The organism is Streptomyces sp. 35G-GA-8, assembly GCF_023534745.1.
Classification (GTDB): domain Bacteria; phylum Actinomycetota; class Actinomycetes; order Streptomycetales; family Streptomycetaceae; genus Streptomyces.
The window spans coordinates 131,056-146,873 of record NZ_JAMHJQ010000003.1 but is presented as its reverse complement, the minus strand read 5'-3'; the positions used below and the strand labels follow the sequence as shown (position 1 = coordinate 146,873).

The following is a 15,818-nucleotide window of genomic DNA, read 5'->3' as shown; positions in this document are numbered from 1 at the left end:
CCATACCGAGCGGTACGATCGCTCCGCCATGGAGATGAATGCCAACTACACCAGTTTCGTCGCGGTCGGTGACTCCTTCACGGAGGGCATGTCCGACCTCCTCCCCGACGGCTCGTACCGCGGCTGGGCGGATCTGCTCGCCGGCCGGCTCGCGGCCCGTACCCCCGGGTTCCGGTACGCGAATCTCGCCGTACGCGGAAAGCTCATCGGCCAGATCGTCGCGGAACAGGTGGATGTCGCCGCCGCGATGAAACCGGATCTGGTGACGCTGGTCGGCGGGCTCAATGACACCCTGCGGCCGAAGGTCGACATGGGGCGGGTGCGCGGACTGCTCACCGAGGCGGTGGAACGGCTCGCCCCGGCCTGTGGACAGCTGGTGCTGATGCGCAGCCCGGGCCGGAACGGCCCGGTGATGGAGCGGTTCCGGCCACGGATGGAGGAGCTGTTCTCCTTCGTGGACGAGCTGGCCGCGCGCCATGGCGCGCTCGTCGTGGATCTGTACGGGGTTCCGGTGCTCGGTGATCAGCGGCTCTGGGACGCGGACCGGCTGCATCTGACCGGCGAGGGCCATCGCCGGGTCACCGAGGCCGTCTGGCAGACGCTGGGGCTGGCCGCGCGGGACGACTGGCGCGCGGAGCTGCCGCCGGCCGTGCCCGTGGGATGGCCCGCGCGACGGACGAGCGACCTCCGGTTCGCCCGGCGGCATCTCGGGCCGTGGATCATGCGCCGGGTGACGGGGCGCTCCTCGGGGGACGGCCGGCCCGCGAAGCGGCCGGAGCTGCTGCCGTACGAGACGTATGAGCCGTAGGCGACGCAGGGCGCGTGAGCCGTGGGAGACGCAGGGCGCGCGTGAGCCGTGGGAGACGCGGGGCGCGCGCGGGCTTCCGTAGCAACCCACAAAAACGCCCGCGGCGCCGGCCTGCACAAACCGCCTATAGAATCCTTTCACGTGACTGCCAAGCCTCGTATCCCCAATGTCCTTGCCGGCCGCTACGCCTCGACGGAGCTGGCCGTGCTGTGGTCGCCCGAGCAGAAGGTGAAGCTGGAGCGTCAGCTGTGGCTGGCCGTGCTGCGCGCCCAGCGGGACCTGGGGATCGAGGTGCCGGAGTCCGCGCTCGCCGACTACGAGCGCGTCCTCGACCAGGTCGATCTGGCGTCGATCGCCGAGCGCGAGAAGGTCACCCGGCACGATGTGAAGGCGCGGATCGAGGAGTTCAACGCGCTCGCCGGCCATGAGCAGGTGCACAAGGGGATGACCTCCCGCGATCTGACGGAGAACGTCGAACAGCTCCAGATCCGGCTGTCCCTGGAGCTGATGCGGGACCGTACGGTCGCGGTGCTCGCCCGCCTCGGCAAGCTCGCGGGCGAGTACGGGGAGCTGGTCATGGCCGGCCGCTCGCACAACGTCGCCGCGCAGGCCACGACGCTCGGCAAGCGCTTCGCGACCGCCGCGGACGAGCTGCTCGTCGCGTACGGCCGCCTGGACGATCTCCTCGGCCGCTACCCGCTGCGCGGGATCAAGGGCCCGGTCGGCACCGCGCAGGACATGCTCGACCTGCTGGGCGGGGACACCGCGAAACTGGCCGAGCTGGAGCGCCGCATCGCCGGTCATCTGGGCTTCGCGCGGGCCTTCACCTCCGTCGGCCAGGTCTACCCCCGCTCGCTCGACTACGACGTGGTGACCGCGCTGGTGCAGCTGGCGGCGGCGCCGTCCTCGGTCGCCAAAACCATCCGGCTGATGGCCGGGCACGAACTGGTCACCGAGGGCTTCAAGCCCGGCCAGGTCGGCTCCTCCGCGATGCCCCACAAGATGAACACGCGCTCCTGCGAGCGGGTCAACGGCCTGATGGTGATCCTGCGCGGCTACGCGTCGATGACCGGCGAGCTGGCGGGCGACCAGTGGAACGAGGGCGACGTCTCCTGCTCGGTGGTCCGCCGGGTGGCGCTGCCGGACGCGTTCTTCGCCTTCGACGGGCTGCTGGAGACCTTCCTGACGGTCATCGACGAGTTCGGCGCGTTCCCCGCGGTCGTGGCGCGTGAACTGGACCGCTATCTGCCGTTCCTGGCCACGACCAAGGTGCTGATGGGCGCCGTACGGGCCGGGGTGGGCCGTGAGGCCGCGCACGAGGTCATCAAGGAGCACGCCGTGGCCTCGGCCCTCGCCATGCGCGAACAGGGCGCCGAGCGCAACGAACTCCTCGACCGGCTGGCCGCGGACGACCGCATGCCGCTCGACCGGGCCGCGCTGGACGCGCTGATGGCGGACAAGCTCTCCTTCACGGGCGCGGCGGAGGACCAGATCGCGACGGTGGTGTCCCGCGTCGAGGAGATCGTGAAGCGCCACCCGGAGGCCGCGGGCTATACGCCGGGCTCGATCCTGTGACCTCCGGATGAGGCCCGAGGAACTGGAAGCCGCCCGGGACCGCGTCATCCCCGACGTGGTCGCGGGCGGTCTGCGTGTGCTGTTCTGCGGCATCAATCCGGGTCTGATGTCCGCGGCCACGGGCCACCACTTCGCCCGTCCCGGCAATCGGTTCTGGCCGGTGCTGCACCTGTCCGGCTTCACCCCGCGACAGCTGAGCCCCACCGAACAGGACGAGCTGCTGAACTACGGCCTGGGCATCACCAATGTGGCGGCACGGGCCACGGCGCGGGCCGATGAACTGACCGACGAGGAGTTCCGTGAGGGCGGCCGGCTGCTCGCGGCGAAGGTGGCACGGCTGCGGCCGAACTGGCTGGCGGTGGCGGGCATCACGGCGTACCGGACGGCCTTCGACGACAAGAAGGCGCGCGTCGGGCCGCAGGAGCGGACGCTGGGTGACACCAGGATCTGGGCCTTGCCCAACCCGAGCGGCCTGAACGCGCACTGGACGGCACGGACGATGGCGGAGGAATTCGCGCGGCTGCGGGCCGCCGCGATGGCCGCGTAGCGGCGCGGACCGGGCGGGCGGGTCGTTCCCCGACCGCACAGGACGCCTCACCCGGGGCCTTTCGGGCGCGATGCGGTGCGCCGCGTGAGGTGACCGGGCTGCCGGAGAACAATGGGACTCATGTCTCATATCGCGCCAGGTGGCGATCCGCCTTCGTTGAGTTGGGAAACGCCCGCCGAGCGGGCCGACCGCAACCTGCTCGAACTTCTGCAGGAACTGCGGGTCGTGCAGACCGGCGTGCAGATCGTCTTCGCCTTCCTTCTCGGCGTGGCCTTCACGAACCGGTTTCTGCACCTCGATCACTTCGAACGCGGCACCTACGTGGTGACGTTGCTGCTCACGGTGGTCTCCTCGGCCGTACTCGCGACGCCGGTCGCGCTGCACCGCGGGCTGTTCCACCGGGGCGCCAAGATCCGGATCGTCGCCCTGTCCGCGCGGTTCGCCGAGGTCGGGCTGGTCTTTCTCGCCCTCGCGCTCAACGGCGTTGTCCTCCTGCTCATGGACGTTGTCCTCGGCCTGACCGCCGCCGTCGCGATCACGGCCGCCACGCTCACCCTGTTCACCGGCCTGTGGTTCGTCCTCCCGAGGACGCTACGTCGCCCGGCCCCATGACGCGCACGCCAACGCCCGGGTGGGACGCACCACTCGCAGCACCGGCGGGCACCGAGTACCATCCGCCTACACGCGCACGAGCTTGGAGGACACACCGTGGGGCGGCTGACCGGTGGAGACCCTTCGCTCCTGCGGCGGATCAACTCCGCGGTGGTGCTGCACTCTTTGCGGGACTCCGGTGATCTCACGCTGACGGATCTGACCCGGATCACGGGGCTCTCCCGGCCGACGGTCGAGGGCGTGGTGGAAGGGCTGATCGAAACGGGCCTGGTCGTGGAGTCGGCGCCGGCGGAGGGCGGGACCCGTAAGCAGGGCCGCCCGGCGCGCCGGTTCCGGTTCCGGGCCGAGGCCGGTTATCTGCTGGGCATCGAGATCGGCCCGCACCGCGTGGCCGCGCTGATCTCCGGGCTGGACGGCCGGATCATGGGCGCCGGCTCCCGGGTGGTCTCGGAGACGGCCGACGCGGACGAGCGCCTCGAACGCGTACGGCTGGTCGTCGCCGATGTGCTGCGCCGCACGGGGGTGTCACGCGGTTCGCTGCGCGCCGTCGGCGTCGGCAGCCCCGGGATCGTGGAGGCCGACGGGACCGTACGGCTGGGCACCGCGCTGCCGCAGTGGACCGGGCTGCCGCTCGGCGAGCGGCTGCGGCGCTCGTTCCGCTGTCCGGTGCTGGTGGAGAACGACGCCAACACGGCGGCCGTGGCCGAGCAGTGGAAGGGCGCGGCCATCGACTCCGACGACATCGTCTTCGTACTGGCCGGGCTCAGCCCCGGCGCGGGCGCCCTGATCGGCGGGCGGCTGCACCGCGGCTTCGGCGGCGCGGCCGGCGAGATCGGGGCGCTGCATCTGCTGGGGCGCGGCGCGAGTCCTGAGACGCTGCTGTCGACGACGGACGAGCCGCTGCATCCGCTCGACGAGCAGGCGGTGGCGAAGGTCTTCGCCGATGCCAAGGGCGGGGACGTGCGGGCTCAGGAGGCCGTCGAGCGGTTCATCGAGCGGCTGGTGCACGATGTCGCGGCGCTGGTGCTGGCGCTGGATCCGGAGCTGGTGGTGATCGGCGGCTGGGCCGCCGGGCTCGACGGTGTACTGGACCCGCTGCGCCAGGAACTCTCCCGCTTCTGTCTGCGCCCGCCGCGCGTGGCGCTCTCACTGCTCGGCGAGGCGGCGGTGGCCACGGGCGCGCTGCGGCTGGCGCTCGACCATGTCGAGGAGGAACTGTTCGCGGTGGAGCGTACGGTGACGGCCCGCCGCTGAGCGACGGGCCTCGCGGACCGGAGGGCGTGAACGGGTTTCAGGACGCGCGGCGCTCCTGCGGCTCCTCGCTGATCTCCAGGTCGCCGGAGTCCCCGAACGTGAGCCGGCAGGTGTCGGCGCGGTACGTGGCCACCGATACAGCGGCGTGACGGCCCGCCACGACATAGCGCGTCGTGACGACGAGGACGGGCGCGCCGGGCAGCCGGTCCAGCTCCCTGGCGTCGTCCGCGCGCGCGGAGCCCAGCTCCACGGCGCGGTCCTGGCCGTCGAGGCCGAGGCGCTGGAGCTCACGCAGGACGGCGCGGGCACGCACGGGCCCCTCGGGGGACTCGATGGCCGACAGCTCGGGCACCGACGAGGCGGGTACGTAGAGCAGTTCCGCCGCGACGGCCTGGCCATGGGTGGAGCGGACCCTGCGGACGGTGTGGACCTCTTCGTCGGCGTCCGTCTCCAGCAGCCGGGCCACCGCGGTGGGCGCGGGCGCCATGGCACAGTCGACGGGCTGCCAGGCGTCCTGTACGGTGCCCGGCCATTCGTGCTGGGTGGTGGAGACGTCGACACCCACGCGCGGCGGGGCGACGGTCGTGCCGACCCCGCGGCGGCGCTGGAGCCGGCCTTCCAGCTCAAGCTGTTCGAGCGCCTGCCTGAGCGTGGCGCGGGCGACCCCGAAACGGGCGGCCAGATCACGCTCGTTGGGCAGGACCTCCCCCACCGCGAAGTCGGAGTCGAGCGCTTCGCCGAGCACGGTCTTGAGGTGCCAGTACTTAGGCTCCGGCACTGCTTCCAGCTGCGTGGTCCCCACCCTGATCCTCCGCAATCGCCGTCTCTCCGGCGGGTTTTCCGTGCCCTTGTTTATTAAAGGTTCCTGCACTAAATAGTGACGATAGGACGGGCCATCCTCTTGGTCAAGACCAATCCTCCGCCGGTCACGGAGAGAAGTCACTCTCCGACTCAGGGTGTTCACAGTACGTTCGTACGCTGGTGAGGCGCGCGTGACACGGGACCGGTCGTCCGGATCGGACCCGGCGCCGGGCGTCGCCGTCAGCGGCGAGCAGGGCTTACGCGGAGGGGCGCTCCGGGGCGGCTCCACTGAGCTTGTCCGGATTCCGCACGATGTAGACGCACTCCACCTTGCCGTCCCTGATCTCCAGCTGGAGGACGAGATCGGGTACTCCGCCGTCGAGGACGAGCACCGCGGGGGCGCCGTTGAACTCCATCGCCCGCAGCTCGAACCGCGCCGCGCCCTCCGCGACGGCGAACATGAACCGGCCCACCTTGTCGGCACCCTCGATGATCCGCAGGGGCGCCTTGGCCTTGCCGCCGCTGTCGCCGACCAGCCGTACGTCGGGCGCGAGCAGGGCGAGCAGCGCGTCGATGTCGCCGCCGCCCGCCGCGGCGAGGAACCGCTCGGTCAGAGCGCGGCGTTCGGCCGGATCGACGTCGTATCGCGGCCTGCGTTCCTCGACATGGCGCCGGGCCCGGCCGGCCAGTTGTCTGACGGCGGCCTCGCTGCGCTCCAGGGTGACGGCGATCTCGCCGAACGGGAAACCGAACGCCTCGCGCAGCACGAACACCGCGCGCTCCAGCGGCGAGAGGGATTCGAGGACGACCAGCACGGCGACGGACACCGAGTCGGCGAGCACCGCGCGCTCGGCCGTGTCGGGCAGGGCGGGTCCGAAGTCGGTGACGATCGGCTCGGGCAGCCAGGGGCCGACATAGGACTCGCGCCGCGCCTTGGCCTGCCGGAGCCGGTCGATGGCGAGGCGGGTGGTGATCCGTACGAGATAGGCGCGCGGCTCGCGGATGTCCGTGCGCTCGGCGGCGCTCCAGCGCAGCCATGCCTCCTGGACCACGTCCTCGGCGTCGGCGACCGCGCCGAGCATGCGGTAGGCGACCCCGGTCAGTACGGGCCGGTGCGCTTCGAATTCGTCGGTGCTCGCGGTATCGGTCGCCACATTCCCATCCCAACCGATGGACGCACCTGCTGTCCAGGCGATTCAGCCCGCGGCCGGCCGCCGTTTCGCCAGGACTCCCGAGCCGCCGGCCACCCCCGCGCCCACCAGCAGACTCCCGGCCGCCTGCGCCGCGCCGTACGTCCCCGTTCCCACCAGGGGCGCGGTGAGCGCGGCGGAGACCGGGATCAACCCCGAGAAGAGGGTGGCGCGTTCGGCGCCGATGCGCTGCAGGCCCATGTACCAGCAGACGAAGCCGACGACGGTCACCACCGAGGCCTGCCAGAGCAGCGCCGCGGTCTCCTGGCCGGTCGGGGCCCGCAGTACGGCGGCGCCGTCGAGGACGAGTCCGATGATCAGGGACTCGACGGCCGCGATCCCGCAGACCGTGGCGGACAGCAGCCGGGGGCCGAGGGGTCGCAGTACCGGTACGGCGATGACCGCGAAGCCGACCTCGCCGAGGAGCGCGCCCACCGACCAGAGGATGCCGGTCGCGTCCGTACGGCCCCATCCCTGGACGGCGAAGGCGCCGGCCGCCACCAGCAGCGCCCCGATCACCGCCGGGCGGGCCGGGCGGCGGCGGGCCGTCAGGGGGATCAATACGGCCACCACGATCGGCGCGCACCCGACGAAGACCCCTGGAACGGCGGGCTCCGCGGTGCGTTCCGCCGCCAGGATCGCGAGGTTGAACCCCACCATGCCGATCGCCGCGAGCGCCGCCAGCCGCCCCCACTGGCGACGGGTCAGCGCGCGCAGGGTGGCCGTGCCGCCCCGGCCGACCAGGGGCAGGAGCAGCAGGCAGGCGAACCCGTAGCGCAGGGCCTGGCCGCCCGCGTACGGATAGGCGCCGAGGAGGCTGTTGGCGGTGAAGGAGGCGCCGACGAGGACGCAGGCGAGGGCGGCGAGGAGCGCCCCTTGGACGGAGTTCGCTTTCATGGGGCCGACGCTTTTCATGGGGCCGACGCTAGGGAGCCGGGCGGTCCGGTTTAAGGTCCATTTCCATGGCGCCATCGGGGACCAATCCACCGACAGATCCACCGACAGATTGTTCAGCCGATCCACCGGCCTCTGCCGGGTCCGGTTCCTCGGCCGGGCCCCCGGGGGACGGCGGGACCCCGGCGTGGGAACTGCTGACGACGGCCGCCGCCGCGCCCGCCAGGGGCCGGGGCCGCGCGCTCCAGTCCGCGCTGCGCGAGGCCGTCCGGTCCGGGCGGCTCGGCGCCGGGACCCGGCTGCCCGCCAGCCGTGAGCTGGCCGCCGATCTGGGGGTGTCGCGCGGGCTGGTCACGGAGGCGTACGAGCAGCTCACGGCCGAGGGCTATCTGCGCAGCGGACGCGGCGCGGGTACGTGGGTGAGCGACGCCGTACGGGCGGCCGCGCCCGAGGTCCGTGATCTCGCCCCGCGGCCGCCCGGGGCGCGGGCCGATCTCCGTCCCGGCACCCCGGATCTCTCCCTCTTCCCGCGCGCGGCCTGGGCGGCGGCGCACGCGTCCGTACTGGCGCGGCTGCCGCACCACGCGCTGGGCTATCCCGACCCGCGCGGGCTGCCGGCGCTGCGTACCGCGCTGGCCGCGCTGCTGGCCCGGCGGCGCGGTGCGGCGGCCGATCCCGAGCGGCTGCTGGTCTGTTCCGGGGTGGCCCAGGCGACGACGCTGCTCGGATTCGTCCTGCGCGGGCGCGGGCTGCGTACCGTCGGCATGGAGGATCCCGGCAGTCCGGAACACACCTCGCTGTTCGCCTCGTCCGGGCTGGGGACCGTCCCCCTGCCGCTGGACGCGGAGGGGCTGGCTCCGGGTCCGCTGGTCCGTTCCGGGGTGCGTGCCGTGGTGACGACGCCGTCCCACCAATTCCCTTCGGGGATCGCGTACTCACCGGAGCGCCGTAGGGAACTCCTTGAGTGGGCGCGGTCCGTGGACGGCTTCGTCCTGGAGGACGACTACGACGGCGACTTCCGGTACGACAGGGCGCCGGTCGGCGCGCTCCAGGGGCTGGATCCCGAACGTGTGGTCTATACGGGCTCGGTGAGCAAATCGCTGGCGCCCGGACTGCGGCTCGGCTGGCTGCTGGCCCCGCGCGAGCTGCTGGACGAACTCGTCGAGCGCAAGCGCACCATGGATCTGGGCCATCCCTCGCTCGACCAGGCGGTGCTGGCGGAGTTCATCGAACGGGGCGGTTACGACCGCCAGTTGCGCCGCTGTCAGCGTCTCTACCGGGAGCGGCGGGACGCGCTGGTCGCGGCCCTCGCCACCCACTTCCCCGGTACGGAGGTCAGCGGGATCGCGGCGGGGCTCCATGTCATCGCCCGGCTGCCCGCGCGCCACGGCCCAGAACCGCGGTTCCTGCGGCGGGCGGAGGCGGCGGGGATCGCGCTGCGTCCGCTGGCGGACCACGGGACGGCGCGGCCGGCGGACGGCCTGGTACGACTGGTCATCGGATACGCGCAGTTGACGCCGGGTGGGATCGAGCGGGGCGTGCGGCTGCTGGCCGAGGCCGTCCGGGACGGGTAGGGCGCGTCCGGTTGTTCACCCGGGGTTCGCGCACCGGCCGCCGCCGGGCATTAGGCATGGCATGACACCCCGACGCACCATCTGTCCAGGAGACGCATCGATGTCGCACAACGCCCGCGCTACCTCCCCCGACCCTTCTTCCGCTCCGTCCCCGGACGCCCCGAGAGGTCCCGGCCGCCGCGGTGTGCTGCGCGGCTCGCTCGCCGCGTCCGCCGTGCTGGCGCTGCCCGGTGCCGCGCTCGCGGGCGCCGCCCCCGCCCAGGCGCTGTCCGGCCGGCCGCGCGCCGCCTGGGGTGTGCAGGCCGGCGATGTCACCTCCTCGTCCGGTCTTGTGTGGGTACGGTCCGACCGGCCCGCCCGCATGATCGTGGAGACCTCGGCCACCGAATCGTTCCGCCGCGCCCGCTCCTGGCACGGTCCGCTGCTCGGCCCCGGCACCGACTTCACCGGTACGGTCCCGCTGCGCGGTCTGCCGGCCGGTGAGCAGGTGCACTACCGGGTGACCCTGGCCGACCCCCACGACCCCCGCCGTACCGGCGAGCCGGTGTACGGCACGTTCCGTACCGCGCCCGTGAAGCGCCGTCAGGGCGTGCGGTTCCTGTGGTCGGGCGACATCGCCGGACAGGGCTGGGGCATCAACCCGGACATCGGCGGCTTCACGGTGTACGACGAGATGCGCCGGCTCAACCCCGACTTCTTCCTGTGCAGCGGCGACACGGTCTACGCGGACGGCCCGATCCTGCCGAGTGTCACGCTGCCCGACGGCCGTGTCTGGCGCAATATCACCACTCCGGAGAAGGCGAAGGTCGCGGAGACGCTGGACGAGTACCGGGGGAACTTCCGCTACAACCTGCTCGACGAGAACGTACGGCGCTTCAACTCCGAGGTCCCCTCGATCACTCAGTGGGACGACCACGAGGTGCGCAACAACTGGTACCCGGGCCAGATCCTGGACGATGTCCGCTACACCGAGAAGAGCGTGGACGTGCTGGCCGCCCGCGCGACGCAGGCGTTCCACGAGTACTTCCCGATCTCGGCGCCGGCGCGCGGGCAGGACCGGCGCGTCCACCGCGTGGTGAACCACGGTCCGCTGCTCGATGTGTTCGTGCTGGACATGCGGACGTACCGCAACGCCAACTCGCCGGGCCGGCAGAACGACGACACCAACGGCATCCTCGGCGCGGAGCAGCTGGCGTGGCTCAAGCGCGAGCTGTCGCGGTCGCGCGCGGTGTGGAAGGTGATCGCCGCCGATATGCCGATCGGGCTGGTCGTGCCGGACGGCTCGGCGAACATCGAGGCGATCGCCCAGGGCGACCCCGGCGCCCCGCTCGGCCGGGAGCTCCAGATCGCCGAGCTGCTGCGGTACATCAAGCACCACCGGATCACCGGCACGCTGTGGCTGACGGCGGACGTGCACCACACCTCGGCGCAGCACTACACGCCGGAGCGGGCCGCCTTCAAGGACTTCGCGCCCTTCTGGGAGTTCGTCTCGGGTCCCCTCGCCGCGGGCCAGTTCCCGGCCAGCAAGCTGGACGACACGTTCGGCCCCGACCGTGCCTTCGTCAAGGCGCCGGCGGGTTCGAACCTCTCCCCGATGGAGGTCCCGCCGCTCTTCGGCGAGGTGGACATCGACGGCGCCAGCGGTGAGCTGACGGTCCGGCTGCGGGAAGAGGGCGGCACGGTGCTGTTCACGAAGGTGCTCCAGCCGGGGAAGGTCGGCCAGTAGGAGCCGGTCACTCCGGCTGTCGGAGTTCCCGGCACTCGCCTCTTCCCGTCCGTCCGCCCCGGAGAACGCGCGGGGCGGACGCGCGGGGCGGACGCGCAGGGCGGACGGCTGCTCAGGCGGCGGCCATATTGCATCGCTGAAGCGATCACTCCACGCCAAAATTTATGAAAGACAGACCAAAAGGGAACAGATCCATACTTAACCCATCAGTCACAAACCGTTCGTGATCACGCAACACCATTCCGTCAGAGTGAGGTCATGACCAATGTGACGTCTGCGAAGAGTGTCCGCCGCCCGCACCACTGGCGGCGGGATCTTGTTGAGCTGGCCGCCCTGTTCACCGCCGTGGCCGTCGCCGACGCCCTCGCGAACATGATCGCCCATGGCCCCGACGGCGCGTTCCTGCTGGTCGCCTCCGCCGTGGCGCTGATCGCCACGGCCATGTTCCACACATGGTGGGCACGAAGGCACGGTCATGCCCCTCCGCCGCCCGGGATCCCGGCCCCGCCGGTGCCGGACGCGCGGGAGAGCACCGCCCCGTCCGAGCCGGTGGAGACGACGCTGTGGCGGATGCGGACCACCGTGCGGGACGAGCCGGGGAGTCTCGCCGCGCTGTGCACCGCGTTCGCCGCGCGCCATGTCGACATCCTCACCCTCCAGACCCATCCGCTGGCCGAGGGCACCGTGGACGAGTTCCTGCTGCGCGCCCCGTCCGCCCTCCAGGCCAAGGACCTCACCCGCGAGATCTCCGCCGCGGGCGGCAGCGGCACATGGATCGAGCGCGCCGACGCGCACGATCTGGTCGACACCCCGACCCGGGTGCTCGGTCTCGCCACCCGTACCGCGCTGGACGCCGCCGAACTGCCGCTCTCGCTGCGCCAGTTGCTCGGCCGCTGCACGATCCGCTCCCGGCCCGCGGGTTCCCTCGCCGGCCGCTCCGCCGGCGAGAGCGCGCCCGTCGAGGGAGTACTGGACGGAACGGAGATGCGACTGCACGACCCGCACGGCGGCAGCATCATCGTCGAGCGCCCCTATCTGCCCTTCACCCCGACCGAGTTCGCACGGGCCCGCGCGCTGGTCGAGCTGGACGCCCGGCTCGGTCCCCGTATCCCCCGCGGCCAGGACGTCCTCACGCTGCCCGAGGGCGAGGAGATCACCGTCCGCCGCGCCGACCGCGGCGATCTCGACGCCGCGCTCGCCATGCACGCCCGCTGCTCCGAGCGGACCCTGGGCCTGCGCTACCACGGCCCGGTCGGGGACGCCGACCGCTATCTGAACCATCTGCTCAGCCCGCGCTTCGGACGTACGCTCGCGGTCGAGACGGAGTCCGGCCGGCTCGTCGCCCTCGGTCATCTGCTCTGGGACGGGGACGAGACCGAGGTGGCGCTGATCGTCGAGGACGCCTGGCAGCGGCGCGGGATCGGATCCGAGCTGCTGGGCAGGCTCGTGGCGCTCGCCGTCGAGGCGCGATGCGGCAGTGTGTACGCCGTCACGCAGGCGTCCAACACGGGCATGGTCGCGACCATGCGGGATCTCGGTCTGCCGCTGGACTACCAGATCGACGAAGGAACGCTGGTCATCACGGCCCGGCTGGAGCCGACGGCCGCGCGCGGGCTGCCTCCGTACGGTGACGCGCATTGGTTCGGCCACGAGCAGGCCGACCGCTGACCGACCGCTGACCGCGCGGCCCGGATCAGCTGCCCGCGCGGCCCGGGTCCGAGGCGGTTCCGGGCGTCGGCTGTCGGCTGTCGGCTGTCGGCCACGGTGCGATCCGGCCAAAATCGGCCGAGGCGCGGAGGCCCGGCCCGCCCTTCGGTCCTGACCGCACGGCCCACAGCCGATGGGCCCGTTCGGGGAGCGGATCCGGACGTTTCCATGGTTCAGGCGCTGTTTCCCGGCGCTGTTGCCCGACATGGGCGCCGATCCGTCTCACCGGCCCGGACGACTGCCCGGTCCATGCCGCGCCGCCGGACACGCCCTGAGTCGCCCGTGCCGGGACGGAGGTGGTCTCCGGCGAGTGGCGGTCCCCCGAGGTCGCCGTCATCAGCCATTCCGACCGATCCGCCGGAAACGGGGATGTGACGCGGAAGTTCTCCCTCGGAGAGGATGTCCGCATGTCAGACACCTCCGGCAGCGCGCTGCCCCGCCAGGTCGCCGACGCCTACGTCGACGCACTCATCGAACTCGATCCGATCACCGGAACCTATCTGGGCGTCGCGGAGAGCTCCCGTCGCCTGCCCGACTTCTCCCCGGCCGGACAGCAGGCCGTCGCCGATCTCGCCCGGGCGACTCTCGCCCGGCTCGATGTGGCCGAAACGCTGCCGGGCGCGGACAGCGATGCCGAGCGGCGCTGTGGCCGGCTGCTGCGTGAGCGTCTGACGGCCGAGCTCGCCGTCCATGACGCCGAGGAGGGGCTGCGACTGGTCAGCAACATCCACTCGCCCGTGCACCATCTCCGTGACGCGTTCCCGCTGACCCCGGCGGAGACGGACGAGGACTGGTCGGCGATCGCCGAGCGGCTGCGGGCCGTGCCCGCCGCGCTGGCCGGTTACCGCGAGTCGCTCGCCCTGGGCCTGGAGCGCAAGCTGCCGGGCGGTCCCCGGCCCACCGCGACCTTCATCGGCCAGCTGACGGAGTGGGTGGGCGAGGAGCGCGGCTGGTTCGAGGAGTTCGTCTCCGCCGGTCCCGACAGTCTCCGTACCGAACTGGACACCGCCGCACGCACCGCCACCGCTTCCCTCGCCGAGCTGCGGGACTGGATGCGCGAGGTGTACGCGCCCGCCGTCGAGGGCTCCCCCGACACCGTGGGCCGGGAGCGCTACGCCCGCTGGTCGCGGTACTTCAACGGCACCGATCTGGATCTGGACGAGGCGTACGCGTACGGCTGGTCCGAGTACCACCGGCTGCGCGCCGAGATGACGACCGAGGCCGAGAAGATCCTGCCGGGCGCGGACCCCTGGGAGGCGCTCGCCCATCTCGACGAGCACGGGAAGCACATCGAGGGGGTCGAAGAGGTCAGGGTCTGGCTCCAAGGGCTGATGGACGAGGCGATCGACGCGCTCGACGGCACCCACTTCGAACTCGCCGAGCGGGTACGGCGCGTGGAGTCCCGGATCGCCCCGCCGGGCGGCGCGGCGGCCCCGTACTACACCGGTCCCTCCGAGGACTTCTCCCGCCCCGGCCGCACCTGGCTGCCGACCATGGGCGAGACCCGCTTCCCGGTGTACGACCTGGTGTCGACCTGGTACCACGAGGGCGTTCCCGGCCATCATCTCCAGATCGCGCAGTGGACCCATGTCGCCGATCAGCTCTCGCGCTACCAGGCCTCGGTCGGCCAGGTCAGCGCCAACGCGGAGGGCTGGGCGCTCTACGCGGAGCGGCTCATGGACGAGCTGGGCTTCCTGCCGGACGCGGAGCGCAGGCTCGGTTACCTGGACGCGCAGATGATGCGCGCCTGCCGGGTGATCGTGGACATCGGTATGCATCTGGAGCTGGAGATCCCGGCGGACTCGCCGTTCCACCCCGGCGAGCGCTGGACCCCTGAGCTGGCGCAGGAGTTCTTCGGGAACCACAGCGGCCGTCCCGCGGACTTCGTGGAGAGCGAGCTGATCCGCTATCTGTCGATGCCCGCCCAGGCGATCGGCTACAAGCTGGGCGAGCGTGCCTGGCTGCTCGGCAGGGAGAACGCCCGCCGGGCGCACGGCGACGCGTTCGACGCGAAGGCGTGGCACATGGCGGCGCTGTCGCAGGGCTCGCTGGGCCTCGACGATCTGGTGGACGAGCTGTCGAAGCTCTGACCCTGCCCCTTTCCGGTACAGAAGTGGCCACGGGATGGCCGCGTGTCTCGTCACGGGGGTGGCCGGGCTCAGCCGAGAGGCATGAGCCCGGCCGCGCCCTCTTTCCTGAGGGGCTTTCGATGGGCGCCAGGTTTCCCGTCGACCTCGGTCAGCGGCGGAGACCGCCCTCGGAGTCGATGACCTGACCGGTGATCCACTCGGCCTCGTCGGTGGCCAGCCAGGCGATCAGCCGGGCCGGGTCGTCGGGCATCCCCCAGCGCCCGGCGGGGAACAACGCCGCGATCTCCTCGTACGCCGCTCCGGTCAGGTAACCCGTGTCGACGGGCCCGGGGTTGACCGTGTTGACCGTCACCAACTGTGCCGCGAGCGAGCCGGCCAGCGACCGGGTCGCGGAGGCGAGAGCGCCTTTGGCCAGACCGTACGCGATCTCCCCCGGCATCCCGCCCGCGATGTCCTGACCGGACGTCATCATCATGACCCGGCCGCCGGGCGTACGGCCGGGCAGGGTCGCGCGCCGCCGGGCGTAGGCCTGGATGAGCAGGATCACCGACCGGGTGTCGACCGCCCAGTGGGCGTCGAGCATCGCCGCGTCGATGGTGTCGAGTGGGCCGTCGTCGCCGCTGAGCGCGTGGTTGGCGACCAGGATGTCGAGCCGGCCGCCGAGCGCTTCCGCCGCGGTGGCGATCAGCGCGGCGGGCGCCTCGGCATCGGACAGGTCGGCGGGCCCGTGGACCACCAGCGCCTCCGGATCCGCGCGCGCCTCCCGTACGGCGGCGGCGACACCTTCGGGACCGTCCGGATCGGCTCCCCAGGGCTGACCCGCGTCGTGCGGCACATGGTGATGGAGATACACGCTCGCGCCGTACGCAACCAGGCGCCGGGCGACCGCGTATCCGATACCGCCGCGCCGGCTGGCGCCGGTGACCAGCGCGGTACGGCCACGCAGCGGCAGCGGGTCGCGGCGGAGTGCTTCGGGAGCCGGGGGCTCAAGGAGGGGCATAGCTGACGATCATGGTCTGAGGGGCGGCCGTTGTCCACGC

12 protein-coding genes and 1 pseudogene are annotated in these 15,818 nt (G+C 72.1%); 9 read left to right on the top strand and 4 right to left on the bottom strand.

Annotated elements, in window-relative coordinates; all coding sequences use genetic code 11:
- The first annotated feature begins 28 nt into the window (after nt 1–28).
- From M1203_RS07135 to M1203_RS07115, 5 genes are all read left to right on the top strand, one after another.
- Nucleotides 29–808 carry an SGNH/GDSL hydrolase family protein gene (locus M1203_RS07135; RefSeq protein WP_249948665.1) on the top strand — a complete coding sequence of 260 codons (780 nt, stop codon included), beginning with the start codon at nt 29–31 and terminating at the stop codon, nt 806–808.
- Nucleotides 809–949: 141 nt separating this feature from the next.
- On the top strand, nt 950–2,383 hold the full coding sequence (gene purB, locus M1203_RS07130) for an adenylosuccinate lyase (protein WP_249948664.1): 1,434 nt from the start codon (nt 950–952) through the stop codon (nt 2,381–2,383).
- Nucleotides 2,384–2,390: 7 nt separating this feature from the next.
- On the top strand, nt 2,391–2,930 hold the full coding sequence (mug, locus tag M1203_RS07125) for a G/U mismatch-specific DNA glycosylase (RefSeq protein ID WP_249948663.1): 540 nt from the start codon (nt 2,391–2,393) through the stop codon (nt 2,928–2,930).
- A 120-nt stretch (nt 2,931–3,050) separates the two neighbouring features.
- On the top strand, nt 3,051–3,542 hold the full coding sequence (locus M1203_RS07120) for a DUF6328 family protein (RefSeq protein WP_249948662.1): 492 nt from the start codon (nt 3,051–3,053) through the stop codon (nt 3,540–3,542).
- A gap of 96 nt (nt 3,543–3,638) precedes the next feature.
- On the top strand, nt 3,639–4,796 hold the full coding sequence (locus M1203_RS07115) for an ROK family transcriptional regulator (RefSeq protein ID WP_249948661.1): 1,158 nt from the start codon (nt 3,639–3,641) through the stop codon (nt 4,794–4,796).
- A gap of 37 nt (nt 4,797–4,833) precedes the next feature.
- Here M1203_RS07115 and M1203_RS07110 read toward each other — a convergent pair whose 3' ends face one another.
- The 3 genes and pseudogenes from M1203_RS07110 to M1203_RS07100 all read right to left on the bottom strand — a co-directional run.
- The gene (locus M1203_RS07110) at nt 4,834–5,598 is read right to left on the bottom strand and encodes a GntR family transcriptional regulator (protein ID WP_249948660.1); all 765 of its coding nucleotides are present in this window, start codon (nt 5,596–5,598) and stop codon (nt 4,834–4,836) included.
- Nucleotides 5,599–5,854: 256 nt separating this feature from the next.
- Nucleotides 5,855–6,751, bottom strand: coding sequence for an RNA polymerase sigma factor SigJ (gene sigJ, locus M1203_RS07105; RefSeq protein WP_249948659.1), 897 nt, complete (start codon nt 6,749–6,751; stop codon nt 5,855–5,857).
- 48 nt (nt 6,752–6,799) lie between these two features.
- Nucleotides 6,800–7,684, bottom strand: a pseudogene (locus M1203_RS07100) (DMT family transporter); the annotation flags it as partial.
- 65 nt (nt 7,685–7,749) lie between these two features.
- Between M1203_RS07100 and M1203_RS07095 the strand changes: the two are divergent.
- The 4 genes from M1203_RS07095 (at nt 7,750) to M1203_RS07080 (ending at nt 14,778) form a co-directional block, all read left to right on the top strand.
- Entirely contained in the window at nt 7,750–9,255 is a 1,506-nt protein-coding gene (locus tag M1203_RS07095; protein ID WP_374402223.1) for a PLP-dependent aminotransferase family protein, read from the top strand.
- 100 nt (nt 9,256–9,355) lie between these two features.
- Nucleotides 9,356–10,981: an alkaline phosphatase gene (locus M1203_RS07090; protein WP_249948658.1), complete on the top strand. Its 1,626-nt coding sequence runs from the start codon at nt 9,356–9,358 to the stop codon at nt 10,979–10,981.
- Between the two features lie 258 nt (nt 10,982–11,239).
- Nucleotides 11,240–12,649, top strand: coding sequence for a GNAT family N-acetyltransferase (locus M1203_RS07085; RefSeq protein WP_249948657.1), 1,410 nt, complete (start codon nt 11,240–11,242; stop codon nt 12,647–12,649).
- A gap of 446 nt (nt 12,650–13,095) precedes the next feature.
- Nucleotides 13,096–14,778, top strand: coding sequence for a DUF885 domain-containing protein (locus M1203_RS07080; RefSeq protein WP_249948656.1), 1,683 nt, complete (start codon nt 13,096–13,098; stop codon nt 14,776–14,778).
- A gap of 148 nt (nt 14,779–14,926) precedes the next feature.
- Here M1203_RS07080 and M1203_RS07075 read toward each other — a convergent pair whose 3' ends face one another.
- Complete coding sequence (locus M1203_RS07075; protein WP_249948655.1) at nt 14,927–15,778, bottom strand: SDR family oxidoreductase; 852 nt, start codon at nt 15,776–15,778, stop codon at nt 14,927–14,929.
- Nucleotides 15,779–15,818: the final 40 nt, after the last annotated feature.